The 20,895-nt window shown below is 66.0% G+C and carries 18 protein-coding genes, 1 tRNA gene and 1 rRNA gene; 16 read left to right on the forward strand and 4 right to left on the reverse strand.

The features are described from left to right. The first annotated feature begins 58 nt into the window (after positions 1-58). From rrf to TQ98_RS00050, 10 genes are all read left to right on the forward strand, one after another. Positions 59-174 (forward strand): 5S ribosomal RNA (rrf, locus tag TQ98_RS00005). A gap of 156 nt (positions 175-330) precedes the next feature. Beyond that, positions 331-1,323: an asparaginase gene (locus TQ98_RS00010; protein ID WP_044870899.1), complete on the forward strand. Its 993-nt coding sequence runs from the start codon at positions 331-333 to the stop codon at positions 1,321-1,323. Positions 1,324-1,654: 331 nt separating this feature from the next. Further along, complete coding sequence (locus TQ98_RS00015) at positions 1,655-2,806, forward strand: hypothetical protein (RefSeq protein WP_044870900.1); 1,152 nt, start codon at positions 1,655-1,657, stop codon at positions 2,804-2,806. Positions 2,807-2,863: 57 nt separating this feature from the next. After that, a complete protein-coding gene (locus TQ98_RS00020) occupies positions 2,864-3,751 on the forward strand; it encodes a hypothetical protein (protein ID WP_044870901.1) in 888 nt (295 codons plus the stop codon). 27 nt (positions 3,752-3,778) lie between these two features. Further along, a complete protein-coding gene (locus tag TQ98_RS00025) occupies positions 3,779-5,080 on the forward strand; it encodes a hypothetical protein (RefSeq protein WP_044870902.1) in 1,302 nt (433 codons plus the stop codon). Positions 5,081-5,105: 25 nt separating this feature from the next. Further along, on the forward strand, positions 5,106-7,502 hold the full coding sequence (locus tag TQ98_RS00030) for a hypothetical protein (RefSeq protein ID WP_052659151.1): 2,397 nt from the start codon (positions 5,106-5,108) through the stop codon (positions 7,500-7,502). A 61-nt stretch (positions 7,503-7,563) separates the two neighbouring features. Continuing rightward, complete coding sequence (locus TQ98_RS00035) at positions 7,564-8,664, forward strand: hypothetical protein (RefSeq protein WP_044870903.1); 1,101 nt, start codon at positions 7,564-7,566, stop codon at positions 8,662-8,664. Between the two features lie 73 nt (positions 8,665-8,737). After that, a complete protein-coding gene (locus TQ98_RS00040; protein ID WP_044870904.1) occupies positions 8,738-9,622 on the forward strand; it encodes a hypothetical protein in 885 nt (294 codons plus the stop codon). A gap of 35 nt (positions 9,623-9,657) precedes the next feature. Continuing rightward, positions 9,658-10,674, forward strand: a complete 1,017-nt coding sequence (locus TQ98_RS00045) for a DUF4438 domain-containing protein (RefSeq protein ID WP_082073147.1) — start codon at positions 9,658-9,660, stop codon at positions 10,672-10,674. A 228-nt stretch (positions 10,675-10,902) separates the two neighbouring features. Then, complete coding sequence (locus TQ98_RS00050) at positions 10,903-11,274, forward strand: helix-turn-helix transcriptional regulator (protein ID WP_044870905.1); 372 nt, start codon at positions 10,903-10,905, stop codon at positions 11,272-11,274. Between the two features lie 101 nt (positions 11,275-11,375). Here TQ98_RS00050 and TQ98_RS00055 read toward each other — a convergent pair whose 3' ends face one another. Continuing rightward, positions 11,376-11,672: a hypothetical protein gene (locus tag TQ98_RS00055; protein ID WP_052659152.1), complete on the reverse strand. Its 297-nt coding sequence runs from the start codon at positions 11,670-11,672 to the stop codon at positions 11,376-11,378. Between the two features lie 530 nt (positions 11,673-12,202). Here TQ98_RS00055 and TQ98_RS28000 point away from each other — a divergent pair. Together TQ98_RS28000 and TQ98_RS28005 are read left to right on the forward strand one after the other, a co-directional pair. Then, positions 12,203-12,772, forward strand: coding sequence for an ATP-binding protein (locus TQ98_RS28000; protein WP_242443022.1), 570 nt, complete (start codon positions 12,203-12,205; stop codon positions 12,770-12,772). Then, a complete protein-coding gene (locus TQ98_RS28005) occupies positions 12,733-13,671 on the forward strand; it encodes an ATP-binding protein (protein ID WP_242443024.1) in 939 nt (312 codons plus the stop codon). The genes TQ98_RS28000 and TQ98_RS28005 overlap by 40 nt, the downstream gene beginning before the upstream one ends. A 177-nt stretch (positions 13,672-13,848) precedes the next feature. Here TQ98_RS28005 and TQ98_RS27525 read toward each other — a convergent pair whose 3' ends face one another. Then, positions 13,849-14,184 carry a hypothetical protein gene (locus tag TQ98_RS27525; RefSeq protein WP_146035980.1) on the reverse strand — a complete coding sequence of 112 codons (336 nt, stop codon included), beginning with the start codon at positions 14,182-14,184 and terminating at the stop codon, positions 13,849-13,851. Further along, positions 14,157-14,233 (reverse strand) — tRNA-Arg (locus TQ98_RS00065). Before TQ98_RS00065 ends, TQ98_RS27525 begins: the two co-directional genes overlap by 28 nt. 322 nt (positions 14,234-14,555) lie before the next feature. On the opposite strand from TQ98_RS00065, the gene gabD reads away from it, so the two are divergent. From gabD to TQ98_RS00085, 4 genes are all read left to right on the forward strand, one after another. Beyond that, the gene (gene gabD / locus TQ98_RS00070; RefSeq protein WP_044870906.1) at positions 14,556-16,007 is read left to right on the forward strand and encodes an NADP-dependent succinate-semialdehyde dehydrogenase; all 1,452 of its coding nucleotides are present in this window, start codon (positions 14,556-14,558) and stop codon (positions 16,005-16,007) included. 169 nt (positions 16,008-16,176) lie between these two features. Further along, positions 16,177-17,454, forward strand: a complete 1,278-nt coding sequence (gabT, locus tag TQ98_RS00075; protein ID WP_103102821.1) for a 4-aminobutyrate--2-oxoglutarate transaminase — start codon at positions 16,177-16,179, stop codon at positions 17,452-17,454. A 241-nt stretch (positions 17,455-17,695) separates the two neighbouring features. Further along, complete coding sequence (locus tag TQ98_RS00080; RefSeq protein WP_044870909.1) at positions 17,696-18,907, forward strand: HDOD domain-containing protein; 1,212 nt, start codon at positions 17,696-17,698, stop codon at positions 18,905-18,907. Positions 18,908-19,037: 130 nt separating this feature from the next. Further along, positions 19,038-20,255, forward strand: a complete 1,218-nt coding sequence (locus tag TQ98_RS00085; protein WP_044870910.1) for an HDOD domain-containing protein — start codon at positions 19,038-19,040, stop codon at positions 20,253-20,255. Here the strand turns inward: TQ98_RS00085 and TQ98_RS00090 are convergent. Beyond that, positions 20,252-20,842 carry a 2-hydroxychromene-2-carboxylate isomerase gene (locus TQ98_RS00090; RefSeq protein ID WP_103102822.1) on the reverse strand — a complete coding sequence of 197 codons (591 nt, stop codon included), beginning with the start codon at positions 20,840-20,842 and terminating at the stop codon, positions 20,252-20,254. The genes TQ98_RS00085 and TQ98_RS00090 overlap by 4 nt on opposite strands. Positions 20,843-20,895 lie beyond the last annotated feature (53 nt).

Here is a 20,895-nt window from a genome sequence, read left to right on the forward strand (position 1 = left end):
AAACTTGTCACATACCTGATTCGGGGTCGCGTCCTGCGACGAGGCCCCTACCGAATTGCTTGACGACTATAGAGCGTTGGAACCACCTGATCCCATCCCGAACTCAGCAGTGAAACGACGCATCGCCGATGGTAGTGTGGAGCTTCTCCATGTGAGAGTAGGTCATCGTCAAGCTTCTATCCCAAACCCCCGATACGCCCCGGCGTGTCGGGGGTTTGTCTTTGCGCGCGGGAAATGCTGGTTCGCGAAATGCCACCAAAAGCCCGTAGGCCAAGGCCTTGAGCGGGTTTAGGATGGCTGGGACTGCGGTACAACAATAACGGAGAAGCTATGTCCCCCTCCCGCAAGCTCCTGGTGCTCTATACCGGCGGCACCATCGGCATGCAGATGACCGATGCCGGCCTCGCTCCAGCCTCCGGCTTCGAAGCCAGGCTGTGCGCTGAGCAGGCAGCCCACCCGCAGCGCCCAGCGCCGCCCTGGGTGTTCCGCGAAATGCTGCCGCTGCTGGACAGCGCCAACATGACCCAGGCCAATTGGCTGGCCATGCGCGATGCCATAGTCGACGGTGTGGAGAAGGACGGCTGCGATGCCGTGCTGCTGCTGCATGGCACCGACACCCTGGCCTATAGCGCCGCCGCGCTCTCCTTCCTGCTTCTGGGTCTGCCGGTGCCGGTGGTGCTCACTGGCTCCATGCAGCCCGCAGGCGTCGAAGGCGGCGATGCCTGGCCCAATCTCTTCGGCGCCCTGGCGCTGCTCGCCGCAGGCGTCGCCCCTGGCGTGCACCTCTACTTCAACGGCAAGTTGCTCAATGGCGTGTGCGTCACGAAGCGGAGGAGCGATACGTTCGATGCCTTCGCCGAGGCCGGTCGGCCGCGCCATGGCCAGCGCGTGCAAGGCGTACCCGCAGAGCTCGACTACCGCAGGCCTCGCCAGCCGGTGCGCCTCGCCGTGCAACCCCTGTTCCCCGGGCTCTCCGCCGCGCAGTTGCGTGCTGTGCTCGACAGCGGCGTCCAGGGCGTGCTGCTGGAGTGCTACGGTAGCGGCACCGGCCCTTCGGACAACGCCGACTTTCTCGCCGCCCTCAAGGAGGCCCGCGCTCGCGGCGTAGTGCTGGCCGCCATCAGCCAGTGCCCGGAAGGCGCGGTGAAGTTCGGCGTCTATGCCGCTGCCAGCCACCTGGCCCGTACAGGCTTGGTGTCGTGCGCCGGCATGACCCGCGAAGCAGCGCTGGCCAAACTCTTCAGCCTTCTCGGCGTGGGCCTGCCCCAGGCTGAAGTGGAGCGCTGGCTGACGCTGGATCTCTGCGGCGAGATGGCCCTCTGAGCCGAGCATGATGACAAGGCCCCGGCAGCGAGCCGGGGTTGTCGCGGCACACTCACAACGCCTGGCGCGAACCCTCGGCCAGTGCGCGCAAGCAACGCACGCCCAGCAGCCCCTCTCTCCCCTCCGCCCACTTTAGCGGGCCGTCCACGTCTCCCCGCCCTCACTCATTCCGCTACCCAGAACGAGCTACCCGGTTCGCGCTAGCGCGCCCGGACTACCGCGAACCGGCGATTGTTGCCCTCCACCCCCGCGACTAGAACTGACACAGCGGCCGCACAAGGTCCGGCGCTCGCAGCCAGGCGGCATCCGCCGCAGCTACAGGAGGTTTTCCATGAGCCAACAGTTTGATGAGGACGTGATGGACGAACTCACCGCGGACGTCCCGGCCGCCGCCGACGAATTGGACGAAGGCCTGGATATGGAGGGATTCGAAGACGGCGAGGCCTACGACGAGGCAATGGGCGATGCGATGGAAGACGAAGCCGATTTTGCCGACGAAGCCATCGACGAAGCCTTTGCCCTGGACGAGTACGACGCCGGCGACGGGTTCGACGAAGGCGCCGACGAATACGACGAAACCGAGTTGCTCGACGCCTTCGAGGACGTGATGGCCGATGCCCTGGATGCCGGTGATGCCGATGAATTCTTCGGCCGCCTGCTGGGTGGAGTCAGCCGGCTGGCCGGTCTGGTCGGGCGTGGCGCCCGCGGTGCAGGCCAGCTAGCGCACAATGTGCGTGGTGGGGCCCGCCAGGTGGGCGGCATCGCCCGTACGGTCGGCCGTGCTGCCGGTCAGGTCGGCCGGGTGGCCGGGCGGGTCGGCCATGTCGCCAACCGCGTTGGGGGGATCGCCGGACGTGTCGGCAACGTTGCCGGGCGTGCCAGCAGCATCGCCAACCAGGTGGGCGGGATCGCCGGCAGTGTCGGACGGATCACTGGCCGCGCCGCGCAGTCGGCCGATCCTCTCGGCAGCCTGCTGCAGCAACTGGTGCCGATCCTGCAGCAATACCAGGCGCAGGGGCTCGATGAACTGGATGCGTTCGAGGACATGGCCGACTGGCTGGCCGAAGAGGACTTCGACGGCGCCTTGCCGGTGCTCGGCGGCCTTGCCGCACGCGTGTTGGTACGGCCAGTGCTGCAGCGCGCGGCCGGTGCCGGAATCGCCCAGCCGCTGCGTCGGCAATTGGTACGCAGCGCTACCCAGGCGGCGCGGACCCTGGCCCAACGTCGCGGTCCACAGGCGGTGCGGGCATTGCCGCGCCTGGCACAGGGCGTCGCGCGCACGGCGCAGCGCCGCCAGACACCGGCACGAGCCCTGCCCCGTGCGATCCGCCGCACCGCCAGCCAGGTTGCGGCGCGGCCGCAACTGATTCGCCGCCTCGCGCAAATAGGGATCACCGGTGGGCCCGCAGTGGGCGGCGCTACCGCTCCTGTGCAACGGATAAGGCTGAACGGGCCGGTCGAGCTCGTCATACATCGTCGATGAACGCAATCCACGGCACGTTCGCGTGCTGAAACAGCAGCGCAAGCGAAGGAGAACGCCATGAGCGACTTTGATACCGATGTGATGGAGGACCTGATGGATGCCGTGGAAGGTCCGGCGCGGCAGGCCTACGACGCATTCGATGAATACGACGAGGGCGATGAGTTCGACGAATACGACGAAGGCGATGAGTTTCTCGGCGGGATCGCCGGCCGGGGGCAGGCGGCCGACGATTTCGACGAGTTCGCCGACAGTTACGCCGAGGCGGGCTTCGACTCGCTGGAAGATGCCGTGGCCGATGCCCTGGAGGCCGGCGACGGAGATGAGTTCTTCAGGCGGCTGGGCAATATCGCGCGTACTGTCGGTCGCGGCATCGGCCGGGTTGCGCGCGTCGTCGCGCCCATCGCCAGTGCGATTCCGCTGCCCCAGGCGCAACTGGTCGGGCGCATCGCCGGCATGGCCGGACGCCTGCTGGCCGATGGCGCCGACGAGTTTGAGGCGATCGACGAACTGGTGGACAGCTATGACGACGACGCCATCGATGCCGCCGCGCCGATAGTCGCCGGGCTCGCGGTACGCCGCGCGGTGCCCAACGTCGCGCGCCTGCCGCAACAGCAGCGCCGGCAACTGGTACGCAGCGCGACCCAGGCCACGCGCACCCTCGTGCGCCGCCAGGGCGCCCCGGCCGCACGCGCGGTGCCGCGCATCGTCACCACGGCGCAACGGGCCGTGCGCGCTCGGCGCGTGCCGGCGCGGGCGATGCCGCAGGTGGTCCGTCGCGTAACCCAACAGGTGCTCCGGCGCCCGGCACAGGTTCGCCAGTTGGCCCGGCCGCTGACCCGCGCCACCACGCGAGTGACTCCGCGCGCTGCGGGCGGTGTTTGTCCGCATTGCGCGCATCGGCACCTGCGGATTCGTGGCCCGGTGACCATCCATATCGGGCGTTGAACGCGGCATGGCAAGGAGGCGACGGTCATGGACATACGGAAATTCCTGCGCACCAAGGTCCTGGGTCTGTCGGCGCGCCTGTCACGGCTGGCGCGCATCGACAATGCCTTCGTCGGCCTGCGCGCGCAGGATCTGCCCTATGCACCGTCGCCTGCCCATATCCAGGTCGCGAACCAGCGTCTGGCCGGTATCGAGGCGAACATCAAGCGACGCTACCGGCACCTGGCCAATACCTGGGAACAGGCACCGGCCAATCGCGTGCTGATCGACATCGCGCTGGTGGAGCGTGAGCTGGACCGGGCACGCCGCGCCTTTGGCATGTTCTTCGAAGTGTTCGCCCAGCGCGGTACCAGCTTCGGTCCGGCGTTGTCGGCCCATGACGCCATCGCAGCCGACTGCTACGACGCGATTCGCCTGCATGCGCCCCGCATTTTCGACGGCCCGCTGCTCAAACCCGTTTGCTACATGGAGCACGGCTATTCACCGGCGACCATGCGCCGTGGCGTGCAGCTCTCGCGCCTCCTGGGCGAGGCCAACCCGTTCCCGCTGATCCGTATCCCGTGGGATCGCGACCAGCCCTGGCAGGCCGTGTTCCTGCACGAGGTCGCGCATAACCTGCAGGCAGACCTGGGCATCTGGCAGGAGAATCGCCAGGCGGTAATCCGCCGGTTGCTCGGGCAACTGCGCGACCCGGCCATCACCTCGGTCTACGCCCGCTGGCACAAGGAAATCTTCGCCGACCTGGCGGCGATCCTGCTCGGCGGGCCGGCCGCGGCCTGGGGCATGGCGGAGTTTCTCGCCCATCCGGCGCCGCGGGTCCTGACCTACAGGCCCGGGGCCCACCCCACCGGCTACCTGCGCATCCTGATCCTGGCGGAGATGTTGCGTCGGCTGGGCTTCCAACGCGACGCCAGCCAGCTGACACAGCTGTGGAACACCTTCTACGACCCGAAGCGCTTCCACCGGCTGCCGCCCCGCCTGCTCGGCAGCGCCGAGCGCACCATCCCGCTGGTGGTCGACGAAATCGCCTTCCAGACGCGGCGCAACCTGGCCCAGCGCGCCCTGGTGGACATCCTGCCATTCGGCCCTGCCGACCAGGCGCGCATCACCGAAGGCGCGCGCCTGTTGACGCAGGGCCGGGCATCGCAACTGACGCTGCCGCCGCGCCATGTCGTCAGTGCGGCGGCCTATGCGCTGGCGTCGGGCCGCATTGCCCCACGCGTCCTCGCCGACCAGGTCACCGCGTACCTGAATGGCGAACCCGTTCCGCGAACCGAGAAGTCACGTCCACGCGTGGCGGCGCGACGTGAGCCCGTGTCTGTCGCCTAACGCTGCAATGGAGATGAGGTAGACCATGGTCACTTATTCGAGCACCACCGCTTCCCCTGCCGGCAGCGGCAGCAACGCCGGGACACTGGAAAACCAGCAACGCACCCTGGCACTGGACAACCTGATCCGCCGCGAGCTGAAGGTGGGCGATCCGAGCGACCCGCGGCAGATCGCCACGGCGTTGCTCGACCGCTACAAGGCCGACCCGCGCGCCCATTCGATCGCCACCGAGGCCAAGGGACTGCCCACCCAGGCCAACGGTTACACGCCCGCCATTGCGGTGCCGGTCACCACCTCCACCGATGCCGAATGGCAGCAGGCGCTCGACGACATCGAACTCGACCTGCGCGAGCTGACCAGCAACGTCCTGGTCAAGGACATCGTGCCGGAGCTTCGGGGCTGGGCGCAGGCCATCCGCTCGGCGCTGAAGGAGGGTCACCAGGCCGCCCGCTTCGCCCTCGATGCCCGCCAGCGTGACAAGGTCTTCGGCATCCGCAGGCAATTGAACGACTATGCGCGGCTGGCTCGGCTCATCGGCGTGCTGACGCCGTCCATTGCGCAGAACTACCGCAAGTTCGCCCAGAGCCTGGATGAAGCAGCGGCCGTGCTGCTGGTGATGATGGGCGAAGTGCTCGCCCAGATCGGCTTCGGCGGTGGCCGCTTCCTGCTGCAGGCGCCTTATTCCGAGCTGCAGGGACGTCGCGACGCGGTGATCTACGCGCTGCGTAACCTGATCGGCTCGGCCCAGGAAGCGTATCGGCAGAGCGAGTGGCCGCGTGGCGTGGATGCCTACCGGCGCCTGTTCAAGGCCCTGGAGGATCGTGGCCATGGCGACCTGCGCGCCCTGCTGGTGGAAAACGAACTGGCGCGGGTGATGGACGAACTGCTGCAACGTGCATCGCAAGGCGAAAGCGAAGGGCTGCGCGCCCTGGGCTCGACCGCGCAGATCGACCTGGCGCGCTTCCGCCACCTGGTCGCGGTCAGCCGCAGCTTGGTGTCGCCTGAGTCGCCCTCGCTGACGGCCTTCCTCGAAGCCCTGCTGCTGTTCGCCGAAGCCTTCGACTCGGCAGGCGGCTTCCGCCTGCTGCGCATCGCCCGGCCACCGATCCTGCTCTACGGCCTGTATGGTGCCCATGGCGACAACCAGCGTGCCGAAAGCCGCCTGCTGGAGCTTATCCATCAGCGCGCGCTGCTCGCCCATCGTCTGGATTGCCTGGCCAATTGCGCCTGCGAGGGCGACGGGGTGAGTCGCCAGATCGTGCTCGACAAGGTGCTGTACGACATCGACCGCGCCATCGACCTGTACGCGCTCGGCCGTCCGGAGGCCGACTTCGGCCTGCATGAGCAACGGGCTTCCGCGTACAGCTACATCATCGACGCGGCATTGCTGGAGTGCGGCGTGTATGGCGGCGGCTCGCTCAAGCCGCGCGCGGAGCTGTTCATTTCGAGCAACGAGAAAGGGCAGTCCTTTATCGAAGTGCAGTGCGGCAAGCGCGCGGACCTCAATACGACGGTCACGCCGATAGAGGCCGGGTTGGAGCGCCTGAGGGGCCTGCTGCGTCCAACCTTCTACAGCGACGACAGCTGGTCCACCGATGCCAGCGTGCTGGCCGAGGCGGGGCCACAGTCCGCACGTCTCCAGGAGCTGCGCGTTGCCGGCCACCTGGAGTCGAGATGGAGTGAAATGGTGGCGACGATGGCGCCCGGCTGCATCAGCCACCTGCGCATCTTCAATGGCGATGGCGTGCTGGTGCGTCTGATCAGGCGCGGCATCGTGCTCAGCAACAACGACTGGATGATGCACGTGAAAAAACATGGAAAGTCGGCAGTACGGCTGCACGTCGGCAATAGCCTGAATACCCGGTCCGCCGAACTGGGCAAGGTCATCGAGGCGCTGGATTCCGCCGTCGAAGGCGCCGCCGATTACGACGTGCTGGACATCGGCATGCCGCCGACCCTGGAAACCACGGCGGAGATGTTTGTCAGGGGTATCGAGCGCAGCGGGCTCAAGCGCGACGAGGTGGCCGAAGGCCCGAACATCGTCATACAGACGGAGGATCTCTCGCCCGAACCAGGCTCCTATCTGTCGGGCACCGCCACGGACCCGGAAGCCGCCGTCGCCCTCGTCCAGCAGCTTGGCATGGCGCTGATGGAGGGTGCGCGGTACGAGCAGTTCCTGGCCAGCGCGCAGGCGCTGGAAGCGCAGCAAGACGTCCTGCTCGCCAGCGTGCCAAACATCAACGAGGCGGAAGCGCAGCGCATCGTCGGCGAACTCGTCGGCTATGCCAGGAGCCTGCAGGGCAAGGACGCGGACGCGTACATCAAGCGCAACCGCAACAAGCTGCAGGGCCAGGTCTACCGCCTGTTCGAACTGGCCAGCGGCGACTCCAGGCTGGCCGAACAGGAGCCCGCTGATGCCTAGGCGGCGATGAACGCAAGAGCAGCACCAACCAAGTCCAGGTGAACCTGCCGGGAGAGCGGCCATGAGTTTTCAAACGACGGAAGTCATTCAGCGCCTGTGGGAAACCTTTCTGCGCGACCAACTGGCCAATTTGGCCCCCGAACAGCGACAGCAGTTCGAGGTGCAGTTCGAACAGCGCTTCGAACAACTGCTCAAGGGGGCCGCCAATGGCAACGGGCGCGACGGCTTTCTCGACCTGATCGGGTTCGGCAGCGAGGGCCCGGTCGATTTCGAGGACATCAGCTACCCCTACGTGCAGCCGGATTTCGACGATTCGGTGGTGCCGAGCCAGCTGCATGCTGCCGCCGAGCTGTACTTCATCTACCAGCACGAGCGCATGAAAGTGTTCCAGGTGGTGGACGTGCTGCAACGGCTGTTCCGCCTCGGCAAGATGCGCATCCAGCGCGGGCCGGGCGCGCGCGGGCTGTACCTGCTGGAGAAATGGAAGCCGCTGCGCTACTCGGCGCGGGACCGCATGGTCGCCTACCGGCGTGCGTTCAACTACGGCAACGCGCAGGCGCCGGCCGGGGCCATCGTCAACAAGAACTTCCATCGCCAGATGGTCGGCTTCATGGTCGCGGTCTCGCATTACTTCCGCGACCTGCTCATCGGCGAAGTGATTCGCGGCGGCCAATTGATCGACCAGCGCCCCTTCGGCTCAGTGGCGACCATCCAGCGCCTGGGCATCGACCTGCGCTACGCGCTGGATCGCTCCACCTACGGCAACATCTTCTCGCTGTCGATGGAGGTCGGGCATTACCTGCGCACCGTATTGCAGTTGCTCGACTCGCCCGACATCAAGAAGTCCTTCGACGCCAATACCAAGTGGGATGTCATCGAGATCGTCTCCAACCGCTACCTGGGTGGCATCGCCGAACCCTCGCAGCGCGCCAAGATGGCCGAGTCGGGACGGCGGCTGCTGCAGTTCATCGCTGACAACGACTTCAAGACGGCGATCGATCCGATCCTCTTCCAGTCGACCATACGGCCGCTGGGCCCGCACGCCGAAGCCTGGATCGCGGCGTACCGGATGACGCCGGATGGCCGCAGTTTCGCCGGCGTCACGCCTGCCCTCAAGGACGCCGTTGGCCAGCGGCCGCAGACATTGCGGGTCGTCGCCTGACGACCCGCAATGACAGGGAAGTTGTTGCGGCACCGGTAGTTCGGACGGCCGACAGCGGCAGGGAGTAAGCACCATGCTACAGCCCGATCTTTCCGTCACCCTGAGCCAGCGCCGCCGCAGCTGCGTCCTGGACCCCGCGCTGGCGCTGGCCACACCGTTCGGCCCGCAACTGGTCGAGCGGTTGGCGCCGTGGCTGGAGCTGTGGATGGCGCGTGCCTTCTGGCACATCCTCGACAGCAGCGAGTTTTTCCTGAGCCGCCCCGAGCAACTGTTCGCGGACCTGCATGCGGACTCGGCACAGCAGGTGAATGCCACCCAGTCGCTGCGCCTGTGGGAGCAGCGGCGCACGCAGACCGATTGCGCCAACCTGCCGTTCCACTGGATCGGCGACTGCACCAGCGAGTCGAGCCTGCCGAGCGCGTGGCAGAACGGCGCCGGCAGTGCCCTTATCCAGCGCTTTGAAACCCTGCACATCAGCCTGGTCGAGCGGGAATGGCAACGCGACGGCGGCGGGCGCTCTGAGCTGCGGCTGGCGCGTCTCGACGCACTCGCGCTGGCAGCGGCGCTGGGGCAGGCATTCGTGCTGACGACCCGAACGGAACATGGCCCGCAACTCTGCGGCGATATCGCCGCGCTGAAACTGGCCGACGGTGTCGAGGCGCTGTCGCGCGGCACATCCGGCGCCGCCCTGGCCAGCACCGAGCGTGAGTGGTTGTGCCAGTTGCTGGCGCAGGCCGGTGCGGCGCCGTTGGTCCTGGCCGGGCTGCCGCTGGCGGTGGTGCATGTGCTGGCGCCGGCTGCCAGCCTGCTCGCGGTCCAGCCGGTAGAAGAGCCGCTGCCGGCGATTGCCGAGCCGGACCCGGAGCTGGACGCACTGCTGGAGAGCGAACTGTCGACGGCGCATGAGGCCGCGCTCGACCCCTGGGGTGATGCGCGGATTTTCTGGTACCCGCTTTAAGTCTCTCCCCGTGCGGGAGAAGGGAGCCAATGGATATGTCAGAGACCTTGCAGGAGTACCGGGAACCCAGGACCCTCGACCGTGCCGCCGATTCCGGGCGCCGGCCGCGGCTGAACGAACGCGCGCTGGTCATGGTCAGCGTGGCGGGCCAGATCGCCCACCCGGTCGGCCGCGCAAACCCCTACCGCATCGGCTACGACGGCGTGCCGCGGGTGCTGCCGGCCACCGGCGGCATCGTCCTCAATCACCGGATCGGCGACCCGTGCATCGGCCTCGCTGGCGATCACATCGAGCCTGGCGTGGCGCTGCACAACAACGGCCGCGAAGTGGTCGGCCCGCGCGATGGCCCGAACACCGCGCTGATGACCTATGCCTGCGTCGGCAACCACGCACGGGTGATCAGCGGCCCCTGCGCGGGGCAGGCGGGCGTCGTCACCGGCAAGCACGGTGGCATCAACCACGTCCTGGTGGACTTCCCGACCAAGGTGCTCAGCCGCCTGCAGATCGGCGATCGCATCCAGATCGTCAGCCACGGCCTCGGCGCGCGGCTGCTCGACTATCCCGATATCGAGCTGCTCAATTGCGCGCCACGGCTGCTCTGGCGCTGGGGCATCCAGGAGCGCGACGGCCGGCTGCTGGTGCCGGTCAGCCACCGGGTGCCCTCGGTGCTGATGGGCTCTGGCCTGGGCAAGAACAGCACCTGGCGCGGCGACTACGACATCCAGCTCGCCGATCGTGGCCTGCGTGAGCGCTATCGGCTCGGCAGCCTGCGCTTCGGCGACCTGGTGGCCATCGTCGATGCCGACAACCGGCGCGGCCCGTTGTACCGGCCGGGGCGGGTCACCATTGGCGTCATCGTGCATGGCGACAGCACCGTCAGCGGCCACGGACCCGGTGTGACGCCCCTGCTGACCGGGCCCAGCGCCCGCCTTGTGCCGCACCTGAGCCCCAGGGCCAACCTCGCCGCGGTGCTGGATATTCGCGAGCCGGCGCCCTTGCGTGACTACCGGACCCTGATCGAGGCCAGCACGACCCGAGGGCGGACGAGATGACCGCAAGATGAAATTTCTTCAGCGGCCGGCACGGCGGTAGGGGGTCAACTATGCTTGCACTCCCTGTTTTGGAACTGTCCGCGCTGGTCGGATGGCACGGCGAGCCGCCGGGGTGGGAGTGTGGGCGCTCAAAACCCGCCCGACATCCCCGTGGTACGGAACGCATGCGCTCGCCGGGGAAGGCTGCGGGTAGTGGTGTCGGCGCAACTGAGGCCAGGGAATGTCAATATGGAAGACAAACGGGAATGGCGCGCGGCCGATCTGACCGCGCTCGCCGAGAGGTTGAACCTACCCCACCAACCGACGCGGTCGGGCATGGAACCGGCGATTCTCGCCACAGGCGTCGACTCGTCGGACAGGCTGCTGATGCTGCTCACTGCACGCGAACTGCAGATCGCCACGCTGGTATGCCTCGGCCGACTCAACAAGCAGATCGCGGCTCAACTGAAAATCAGCGAACACACCGTCAACACCCACCTGCGCCGCGTCTACTCCAAGCTGGGCGTGAACAACCGGGCGGCGATGGTCTTTCGGTGTGCGCCCTATCTTGAGCATGACTGCCAACTGGGGCTGCAACGTACGTCCGACCGCGCCGGCTGAGTGCAGGCTTCACGACCCTTTCGTCGCCAACGGTCGCGGAGCCTGGCAGGGGCAGGGCAGTGTGTGACAGGAGGGTGACGCTGCAACCGCGCGGGGAGGGCTCAGCCGTCCGCTTCCCGCCGCATCGCCGTGCGCGCGGCCAGCAGCAGGTCGCAGGCGTCCGTCAGCAGCAGTTCCGCCGCCTGGGCGAAATGCACCAGGTCGCGCTCGTCGGCGTAGCCCGGTTCTATCGACGCCAGGCTTTGCAACAGGCCCCTGGCCGCGTTCAGACGCAGGTCGGCGCATTCTTGCAGGTCGAGAGAGGAACAGCTGCCGTCGAGCAACAGGACAGGCGTCCTCCTGGCATTGCCGGTGAGGGGAATCAGTTCGGCGGAGGGGGTTGGGAAATCCGTGTGCATATGAAGCTCCAACTTGAAGTGAGAGCTGCCACGCTTCGCGGCCAAGCGAAGTAGGGTGGCAACTGTACGCGGGTTGGCCGACCGGAAAGTTGGCATCCGGCACACCCGAAGGTGTCCCACGTACAGCTGCCATGACACGACATCGCATACGCGGAAGCGCTGCGATGGGGATGGGCGGCTGTACGCCAACTTGAACGACCGGCCAAGGTCGGCCACGGGATTGACCGTGGCGGGCCGGACTATAGGCGGGGAAAGAGGGATAAGGCAACGGCCGCTGCCGTGCCGTTCCGCTGACATTGACACAGTCGGCGGGAAGTCAGCCCTGAAACTGCGTCTTTGGTTAAGATGCCTGGCTCATGCCGCCAGACCGGGGGCGTATCAAATCCCCCTGGCTGGTCAGCCTTTCGAGACGAAGCATCTGCAGTGAACCACGCGGTCCACAACAAACTGGTTTCCTTCATCTGGTCCCTTGCCGATGATTGTCTGCGTGTGGTGGAGCCTGGCGACATAAAGGAATGGGGGATCGCCTGATGACGGTGGAGCGTGACCTTGGCTATCTGCAATCCCTGCTCAGGGAGTTGTGCGCGCTGCCACAGGAAACCGAGTGGGTGGAGTTCAAGCAGGACAACGACGATGCGCCAATGATCGGCGAATATATCTCGGCGCTGGCCAATGCCGCTGCCCTGCTCGGTAAGCAATATGGCTATCTGGTTTGGGGCGTTGAGGATGTCAGCCATAGCGTGATCGGCACGACCTTCAAGCCCTCTACCACTCGCTACAGGCAGCAGGAGCTGGAAAGCTGGCTGTTGCAGAAGACCGCGCCGAAGATCCATTTCCGCTTTTTCGAATTTGCCGCCGCCGACGGCCAGCCGGTGGTGATACTAGAAGTCCAGGCGGCTAGCCATACCCGGTGCAGTTCGATGGCATCGAATATATCCGCGTCGGTTCCTACAAGAAGAAGCTGCGCGACTTTCCGGAAAAGGAACGGGCGCTCTGGCGGGTGTTCGACCGTGTGCCCTTCGAGCAGCAACTGGCCGCGCAAAATCTTGGCGTCGACCAGGTGCTCAAGCTGCTCGACTACCCGGCCTACTTCGACCTGACCCACCAGCCGCTACCGGAAGGGCGCGAGGCAATTCTCGCCGCGCTGGCGGCCGACCGGATGATCCAGCGTAGCGATAGCGGTCAATGGCATATCAGCAACCTGGGCGCCATTCTCTTCGCCAAGCGCCTACAAGATTTCCCGGCCTTGGGGCGCAAGGCCGTGCGCCTTATTCACTACAAGGGCAACGGCAAGCTTGAAACCCTGCGCGAACTCACGGGTAACAAGGGCTACGCCCTGGGCTTCGAAGGGTTGATCGACACCCTGAAGACGCTGCTCCCGTCCAACGAGGAAATCGGCAAGGCCTTTCGCCAGGACGTGCCCATGTATCCGGAGCTGGCCCTGCGTGAGCTGGTGGCCAATGCCATCATCCACCAGGACTTCAATCTGAGTGGCACCGGGCCGATGATCGAACTGTTCGAGCGGCGCATGGAAATTACCAACCCGGGCGTGCCGCTTGTGGACCCGCAGCGCTTTCTCGACAGCCCACCACGCAGCCGCAACGAGGTGCTGGCCTCGTTCATGCGCCGCATCGGCATTTGCGAAGAACGTGGCAGCGGTATAGACAAGGTCATTGCCCAGACGGAGCTGTACCAGCTCCCCGCGCCCATCTTCGAACAGACGGACGAGCACACTCGCGTGGTGCTGTTCGCGCACAAAGACTACAGAGATATGGAGCAGGAGGATCGTATTCGCGCCTGTTACCAGCATTGCTGCCTGAAGTACGTGAACCGTGAGCCAATGAATAACACTTCGCTGCGTGAGCGCTTCCAGATCGACGAGGGCAATAGCGCCATGGTTAGCCGGATCATCAAACAGACCATTGAGGCGGGTTTGATTCGCTTGTATGACCCCAAGGCCAATCGCAAGGCCTATCGCTATGTGCCGAGCTGGGCTTGAACTCATTTGACGGTCATTTGATTGGACGGGCCGCCGCCAGCGCGCAGGCATGGGGAACCGCGCGATTTCAGCCGCTTCCACTCGCGTCGCTCATTTGCCGGCCATTTGACTGCGGCGGCCAATGCCGCCGGGAAAATACCCTTACGCGTCGTAGATTCAAGGCGTTGGAAAAGGCGCTCATTTGACTGAACAGATATCTATAGACGAATTGGCCGAGCTGCCAGAGCCGCCGCAGCGCAGTACTTCGATAATGTCGATGCGAGGCAGTTGGCTGTGCTGATCGAAACCGCCGTAGAACGATTCGATGCAGATGTGCTGAAGCCAGGATCTGGAGCTGTACTGCTTGGCGGCCAGCGACGCGGTACTCAAGTCGACATTTGAGCAGAGTTTGCTGGGATTGCTGGAATAAGGATTGCCGCCCCACTGGCCGGCAGGCGCAGGAAAAACAAAGGCCCCAGGACTGCTCCTGGGGCCTTTTCTGTAGATGGCGCATCCGGCGGGATTCGAACCCACGACCCCTGCCTTCGGAGGGCAGTACTCTATCCAGCTGAGCTACGGATGCGTATGGGGCCGCAATCATACCCATCTCGCGGGCGTGCGTCCACGCGAGATGCCTTGTTCGCGATGTTGAACGATGGTGCCGCTTCTGGTCATCTTTGATCAGGATTTCGACAAACTGCACTGACTTTTTGTTGATTTTATCGAACGGGCTATTGCCCTCGAGTTTCCCGCACCCTAGGATTCCGTTTGAGATTTCAAACGCCCCATTGCCCCTCCATGAACCGGGCCGTTCCAATCGACTCCGTCATGGCGGATCCCGCATTGGCCGTAGAACAACAACCTGCCCCGGCGCCCCGTACTGCGCTGGCGTGAAGGAGACAGAGATGCAACTGAATGACGCCAAGCTGTTCCGCCAGCAAGCCTATATCGATGGCACCTGGCTGGACGCCGACAGCGGCCAGACCATCAAGGTCAACAACCCGGCCACTGGCGAAATCATCGGCACCGTGCCGAAGATGGGCACCGCCGAGACCCGCCGCGCCATCGAGGCTGCCGAGCGTGCTCTGCCGGCCTGGCGTGCGCTGACCGCCAAGGAACGCGCCAACAAGATGCGTCGCTGGTTCGAGCTGATGATGGAGAACCAGGACGACCTGGGCCGCCTGATGACCATCGAGCAGGGCAAGCCGCTGGCCGAAGCCAAGGGCGAGATCGCCTACGCTGCCTCCTTCATCGAGTGGTTCGCCGAAGAAGCCAAGCGCGTCTACGGTGACGTGATCCCCGGCCACCAGCCGGACAAGCGCCTGATCGTGATCAAGCAGCCGATCGGCGTGACCGCCGCCATCACCCCGTGGAACTTCCCCTCCGCGATGATCACCCGCAAGGCCGGCCCTGCTCTGGCCGCCGGTTGCACCATGGTGATCAAACCTGCCTCGCAGACCCCGTTTTCCGCCCTGGCCCTGGTTGAACTGGCCGAGCGCGCCGGCATCCCGAAAGGCGTGCTGAGCGTGGTCACCGGCAGCGCCGGCGAAGTGGGTGGCGAGCTGACCAGCAACCCCATCGTGCGCAAGCTGTCCTTCACCGGTTCCACCGAGATCGGCCGCCAGCTGATGGCCGAGTGCGCCAAGGACATCAAGAAGGTGTCCCTGGAACTGGGCGGCAACGCTCCGTTCATCGTGTTCGATGACGCCGATTTGGACGCCGCCGTGGAAGGCGCGCTGATCTCCAAGTACCGCAACAACGGCCAGACCTGCGTCTGCGCCAACCGCCTGTACGTGCAGGACGGCATCTACGACGCCTTCGCCGAGAAGCTGAAGGCCGCCGTGGCCAAGCTGAACATCGGCAACGGCCTGGAAGCTGGCGTCACCACTGGCCCGCTGATCGACGAGAAGGCCGTGGCCAAGGTCCAGGAGCACATCGCCGACGCCGTTTCCAAGGGCGCCAAGCTGCTCGCCGGCGGCAAGCCGCACAGCCTGGGCGGCACCTTCTTCGAGCCGACCATCCTGGTCGACGTACCGAAGAACGCTGCTGTCGCGAAGGAAGAAACCTTCGGCCCGCTGGCGCCGCTGTTCCGCTTCAAGGACGAGGCCGATGTGATCGCCATGGCGAACGACACCGAGTTCGGCCTGGCTTCCTATTTCTACGCCCGTGACCTGGGCCGCGTGTTCCGCGTGGCCGAGGCCCTGGAGTACGGCATGGTGGGTATCAACACCGGCCTGATCTCCAACGAAGTGGCGCCCTTCGGCGGCGTGAAGGCCTCGGGCCTGGGTCGCGAAGGCTCCAAATACGGCATCGAGGATTACCTGGAGATCAAGTATCTCTGCCTCGGCGGTATCTGATCCAAAGACGGGGCAAGGCGCGAAAGAGCGCGCGGCGCCCCAGCTCCACCTTTAAAGCAAACGGGCCTCCGGCAAGCCTTCGCAGTCGATCATCGTATGCTGCGACGGCCCCTACCGGGGGCATTCATCCTTGAGACTGCGCCGCCCGATGAGCGGCCGTGAGGAACTTATGAGCAAAAACGAATCCCTGCTGAAACGCCGTGCCGCTGCTGTTGCCCGCGGTGTCAGCCAGATCCACCCGATCGTCGCCGAGCGCGCCGAGAACGCCACTGTCTGGGACGTCGACGGCCGCGAGTACATCGACTTCGCCGGCGGTATCGCTGTACTGAACACCGGCCACCTGCACCCGAAAGTGGTCGAGGCCGTTCAGGAGCAGCTGACCAAGCTGTCCCACACCTGCTTCCAGGTGCTGGCGTACGAGCCCTACATCGAGCTCTGCGAAGAGATCGCCAAGCGTGTTCCGGGTGACTTCGCCAAGAAGACCCTGCTGGTGACCTCCGGCTCCGAAGCCGTCGAGAACGCCGTGAAGATCGCCCGTGCCGCCACCGGCCGCGCTGGCGTGATCGCCTTCACCGGCGCCTACCACGGCCGCACCATGATGACTCTGTCCCTGACCGGCAAGGTGGTTCCGTACTCCGCCGGCATGGGCCTGATGCCGGGCGGCGTGTTCCGTGCCCTGGCTCCGTGCGAACTGCACGGCATCAGCGAAGACGACTCCATCGCCAGCATCGAGCGCATCTTCAAGAACGATGCCCAGCCCCAGGACATCGCCGCGATCATCATCGAGCCGGTTCAGGGCGAGGGTGGCTTCTACGTCAACTCCAAGCCGTTCATGCAGCGCCTGCGCGCCCTGTGCGACCAGCACGGCATCCTGCTGATCGCCGACGAAGTGCAGACCGGCGCTGGCCGTACCGGCACCTTCTTCGCCACCGAGCAACTGGGCGTAGTGCCTGACCTGACCACCTTCGCCAAGTCCGTTGGCGGTGGCTTCCCGATCTCCGGCGTAGTTGGCAAGGCCGAAGTCATGGACAGCATCGCTCCCGGCGGCCTGGGCGGTACCTACGCCGGCAGCCCGATCGCCTGCGCCGCGGCCCTGGCCGTGCTGAAGGTATTCGACGAAGAGAAACTGCTGGAGCGCAGCCAGGCCGTGGGCGAGCGCCTGAAGGCCGGTCTGCGTGACATCGCAGCCAAGCACAAGGTCATCGGCGACGTCCGTGGCCTGGGTTCGATGGTCGCCATCGAGCTGTTCGAAGGCGGCGACGAAAGCAAGCCGGCTGCCGAACTGGTTGGCAAGATCGTGGCCAAGGCTCGCGACAAGGGCCTGATCCTGCTGTCTTGCGGTACCTACTACAACGTCATCCGCTTCCTGATGCCGGTCACCATTCCCGACGCACAACTGGACAAGGGCATCGCCATTGTCGCCGAGTGCTTCGACGAACTGGCCTGATCCCTCAGGTGGTGAAAAAAGACCCGCTTCGGCGGGTCTTTTTTTGCCCGCAGAACGGGGCGCTCGGCTCCCGCCTGCCGCAAGCCACATCCCACCTTGGTCTATACCACTACCCACCGCACAAGGCCGGGTTTAGACTGCGCGCCTTCAATTCTGACGATACATACGACTTTCCCTTCGGCCGTTTCCCGGCCCAGCGTGGAAGCCGTCAGGGACGACTCTTCCGCCAGCCGAGGTATCCATGCCCGCCGCCCCCCAGGCCCCGGAAATCCTGATTGCCGAGGCCGACCCCTGGACGTCCGACCTGCTCGTCCAACTGGTGCTGGACGTCCGCGCCGACGCCAAGGTGGTGCAGGTGGCGGATGGCAGCGAGGCCCTGGCGCGCTGCAAGCGCCGCCTGCCGGATCTGGTGATCGCCGACGGCGAATTGGCCGGGATCGACGGCGTCGAGCTGCTGCGTCAGCTGCGCCGCCACCCGCGCACGCCGGCGCTGCCTTTCGTCCTGATCAGCGCCCGCGTGGATGCCGCCAGCGTGCGCGCCGTGCGGCCCCTGGCGCCGTCCGCCTACCTGGGCAAGCCCTTCAACGCGGCCAAGCTGCGCAAGCGCCTGGTGGCCCTGCTGCCGGCGGGGGAAAGTGCCGTGGGCCACAAGGCACCGGCGCTGCTGGTGGACACCCTGAAGGAATACCTGGACAGCGTGCGCGAGGAAGGCCAGGGCGCGCCCCTGCTGGACGACGTGCGCGATGCCGTCAGCCAGTGCCTGCAAGCCGACCAGGTGGACCTGCGCGACCTGGACGCCATCTTCTCCCGCGATCCCCAGATCACTGCCCGGCTGATCGCCGCCGCCAACAGCGCGGCCCAGCACCACGGCATGCCCTGCCAGACACTGGGGCAAGCCATGCAGCGCCTGGGCGTTACCCGCGCGCTCAACCTGGTGCTCGGCATGGCCCTGGAGCGCAATGCACGGCTTCGCGACCCGCGCCTGGCGGAGCTGGCCGAACTGGTCTGGCAGGCCGCCCAGCGCAGTGCCGAACTGGGCTACTGGCTCGCCAGTGAACTGGAGCTGGATGCGGAGCTTTGCTATACCGCCGGACTCTTGCACAACATGGGTGAACTGGCCCTGCTGCGCAGCCTGCAGGACTGGCAGGATGCCGGCGGCCACCTGAGCAACGAAGAATTGCTGGACGTGATGCAGCACCGCGCCGCCGGCTTCGGCTCGGCCCTGCGCATCCGTTGGCGATTGCCCTTCGGCCTGCGCGAGCTGGTGGCCGCCTTCCACGGCCTGGGGGCTGGCGTGTTCTCCCGCGAGGCGCTGGTGCTCAACCTCTGCGCCGCCCTGCTGCGCCTGCCGCGAGGGCAGGCACCGGCCAGCCTGCTGGACGAACGCTCGGCGCGCCTGCTGCGGCTTGACCCCGTTGTGCTGGAACGCCTGCCGGAGCGCCTGCTGACCTGACGTCGTGTAGCAGGCGTCGGAATGGCTCCGGGCGCCGGCATTGTCTAGTCTGCTGGTGTGCTTGTTTGTTGTACGAGCCGTACAGGAATCGTCCGGGAGTTACAGCGGAACAGGACTACCGAGGCCACGCATGGCGGAAATCGAACGAGAGCCCAGGGTGTTGATTGCCGATCCTGATCGCTGGAGTGCCGAACTGCTCACCGAACTGGTGCGCAAGGCGCGTTGCGACGCGCAGCTCGTGATTCTCCAGGACAGCGAGAGCGTGCTCGAACATTGCCGCGCCGACTGGCCCGAACTGCTGATCGTCGACTACGGCCTGCCCGGCATTGGCGGCCTGGAGCTGCTACGGGAAGTTCGCCGCCAGCGTCGCCATCCGCCCGTGCCCTTCTTCCTCATCACCGACCGGGTGGACGCCGCCAGCGTGCGTGCCGCCCTGCCGCTGGCGCCCACCGCCTACCTGGCCAAGCCCTTCAATGCGGAAGACCTGCTCCAGCGCCTGCGCAACCTGCTGCTGGAGCCGGGCGAGGAAGTGGCCTGCCCGATGCCGACCCTGCCGCCCACGCAGGGCCTGGACACCTACCTGGCGGAAGCCCGGGACTCCTCAGCGGGTGCGCCGCTGCTGCCCGTGGTGCGGGACGAGTTGGAACTTGCCATGAAGGTCTACACGCGCGATCTCGCCGAACTGGAGCCGCTGTTCCGCCAGGACCCGCAGATCACCGGCCAACTGATTGCCGCAGCCAACAGTGCTGCCCAGCACCTGGGCGACAGTTGTCAGACCCTCTCCCAGGCGCTGGCGCGGCTGGGTGCGAAGCACAGCCTCAACCTCGCCCTGGGCCTGGCCCTGCAGCGCAGCGTCGGCCTGAGCGACCCCGTGTTGCTGCCGTTCGGCGAACGCCTCTGGAGCCAGTCCCGGCGCACCGCCGAGCTGGCGCACTGGCTGGCCCAGCGTCTGGAGGGCGACGACGAGCGCTGCTTCACGGCGGGGCTTCTGCACCTGCTGGGGGATTTGGCGGTGCTGCGCAGCATCCAGAGCTGGCGTGACCTGGGGGGCGCGGAGTTGACGGCCGAGCAGGTGGCGGACGCCCTTCGCGAACATGCCGCTCCCTTTGGCTCCGCGCTGCGTACCCGCTGGCGCCTGCCGCTGGAACTGCGCCAACTGATCGCAGCGGCGTACCAGCTGGGCGGTGGCGTCTATTCCAGGGAAGCCCTCATCGTTCACATGGCCAAGCTCGCGGCCGAGCTTCCCGAGGGCGAAGACGCCAGCAGTCTCGCCCGGCACAAGGCGGCACGGATGCTCGGCCTCGACGCCACGCTGCTGGCGTCGCTGCCGAAACCGGCGACCACCTAGGCCAGCGCCTCCTCGACGAAATCCAGGCGGTCCTGGCCGAAGTACATCTCGTTGCCGACGAAGAAGGTGGGCGCGCCAAACGCGCCGCGCTTCACGGCTTCCTCGGTGGCCGCCTTGAGGGCGTCCTTCACCTCCTGGTCACTCGTCAGGGCAAGGATCGCCTGTGGGTCGAAGCCGGCGGCATCCAGGGTGGCGGCCAGCACCGCCGGGTCGCCGAGATTGCGCTTGTCCTGCCAGAACGCCGTGAACACAGCCGCCAGATAGGCCTCGAAGCGTTCCGGCTGGCGCATCTGGATGCCGATGGCACCACGCATCAGCAGCAGGGTGTTGATCGGGAAGTGCGGGTTGAACTCGAGCGGGACACCATAGCGCCGGGCGAAGCGCTGGAAGTCGATCATGGTGTAGCGGCCCTTGGCGGGAATCTCGATGGGCGAGGCGTTGCCGGTGGCCTGGAACACACCACCGAGCAGCATGGGGCGATACACCAGGCGCGCGCCTGCCTTGGCGCAAATGGCGGGCAGCTGGGTCCAGGCCAGGTAGGTGCTGGGGCTGCCGAAGTCGAAGAAGAATTCGACGGTCTTGGTCATTTTTTGTCCTTGCCGAAAGTGTTGGCACGAGATCGAGGCCGAGCGAGCCGCGC

This window comes from Pseudomonas sp. LFM046 (genome assembly GCF_000949385.2).
Lineage (GTDB): Bacteria > Pseudomonadota > Gammaproteobacteria > Pseudomonadales > Pseudomonadaceae > Metapseudomonas.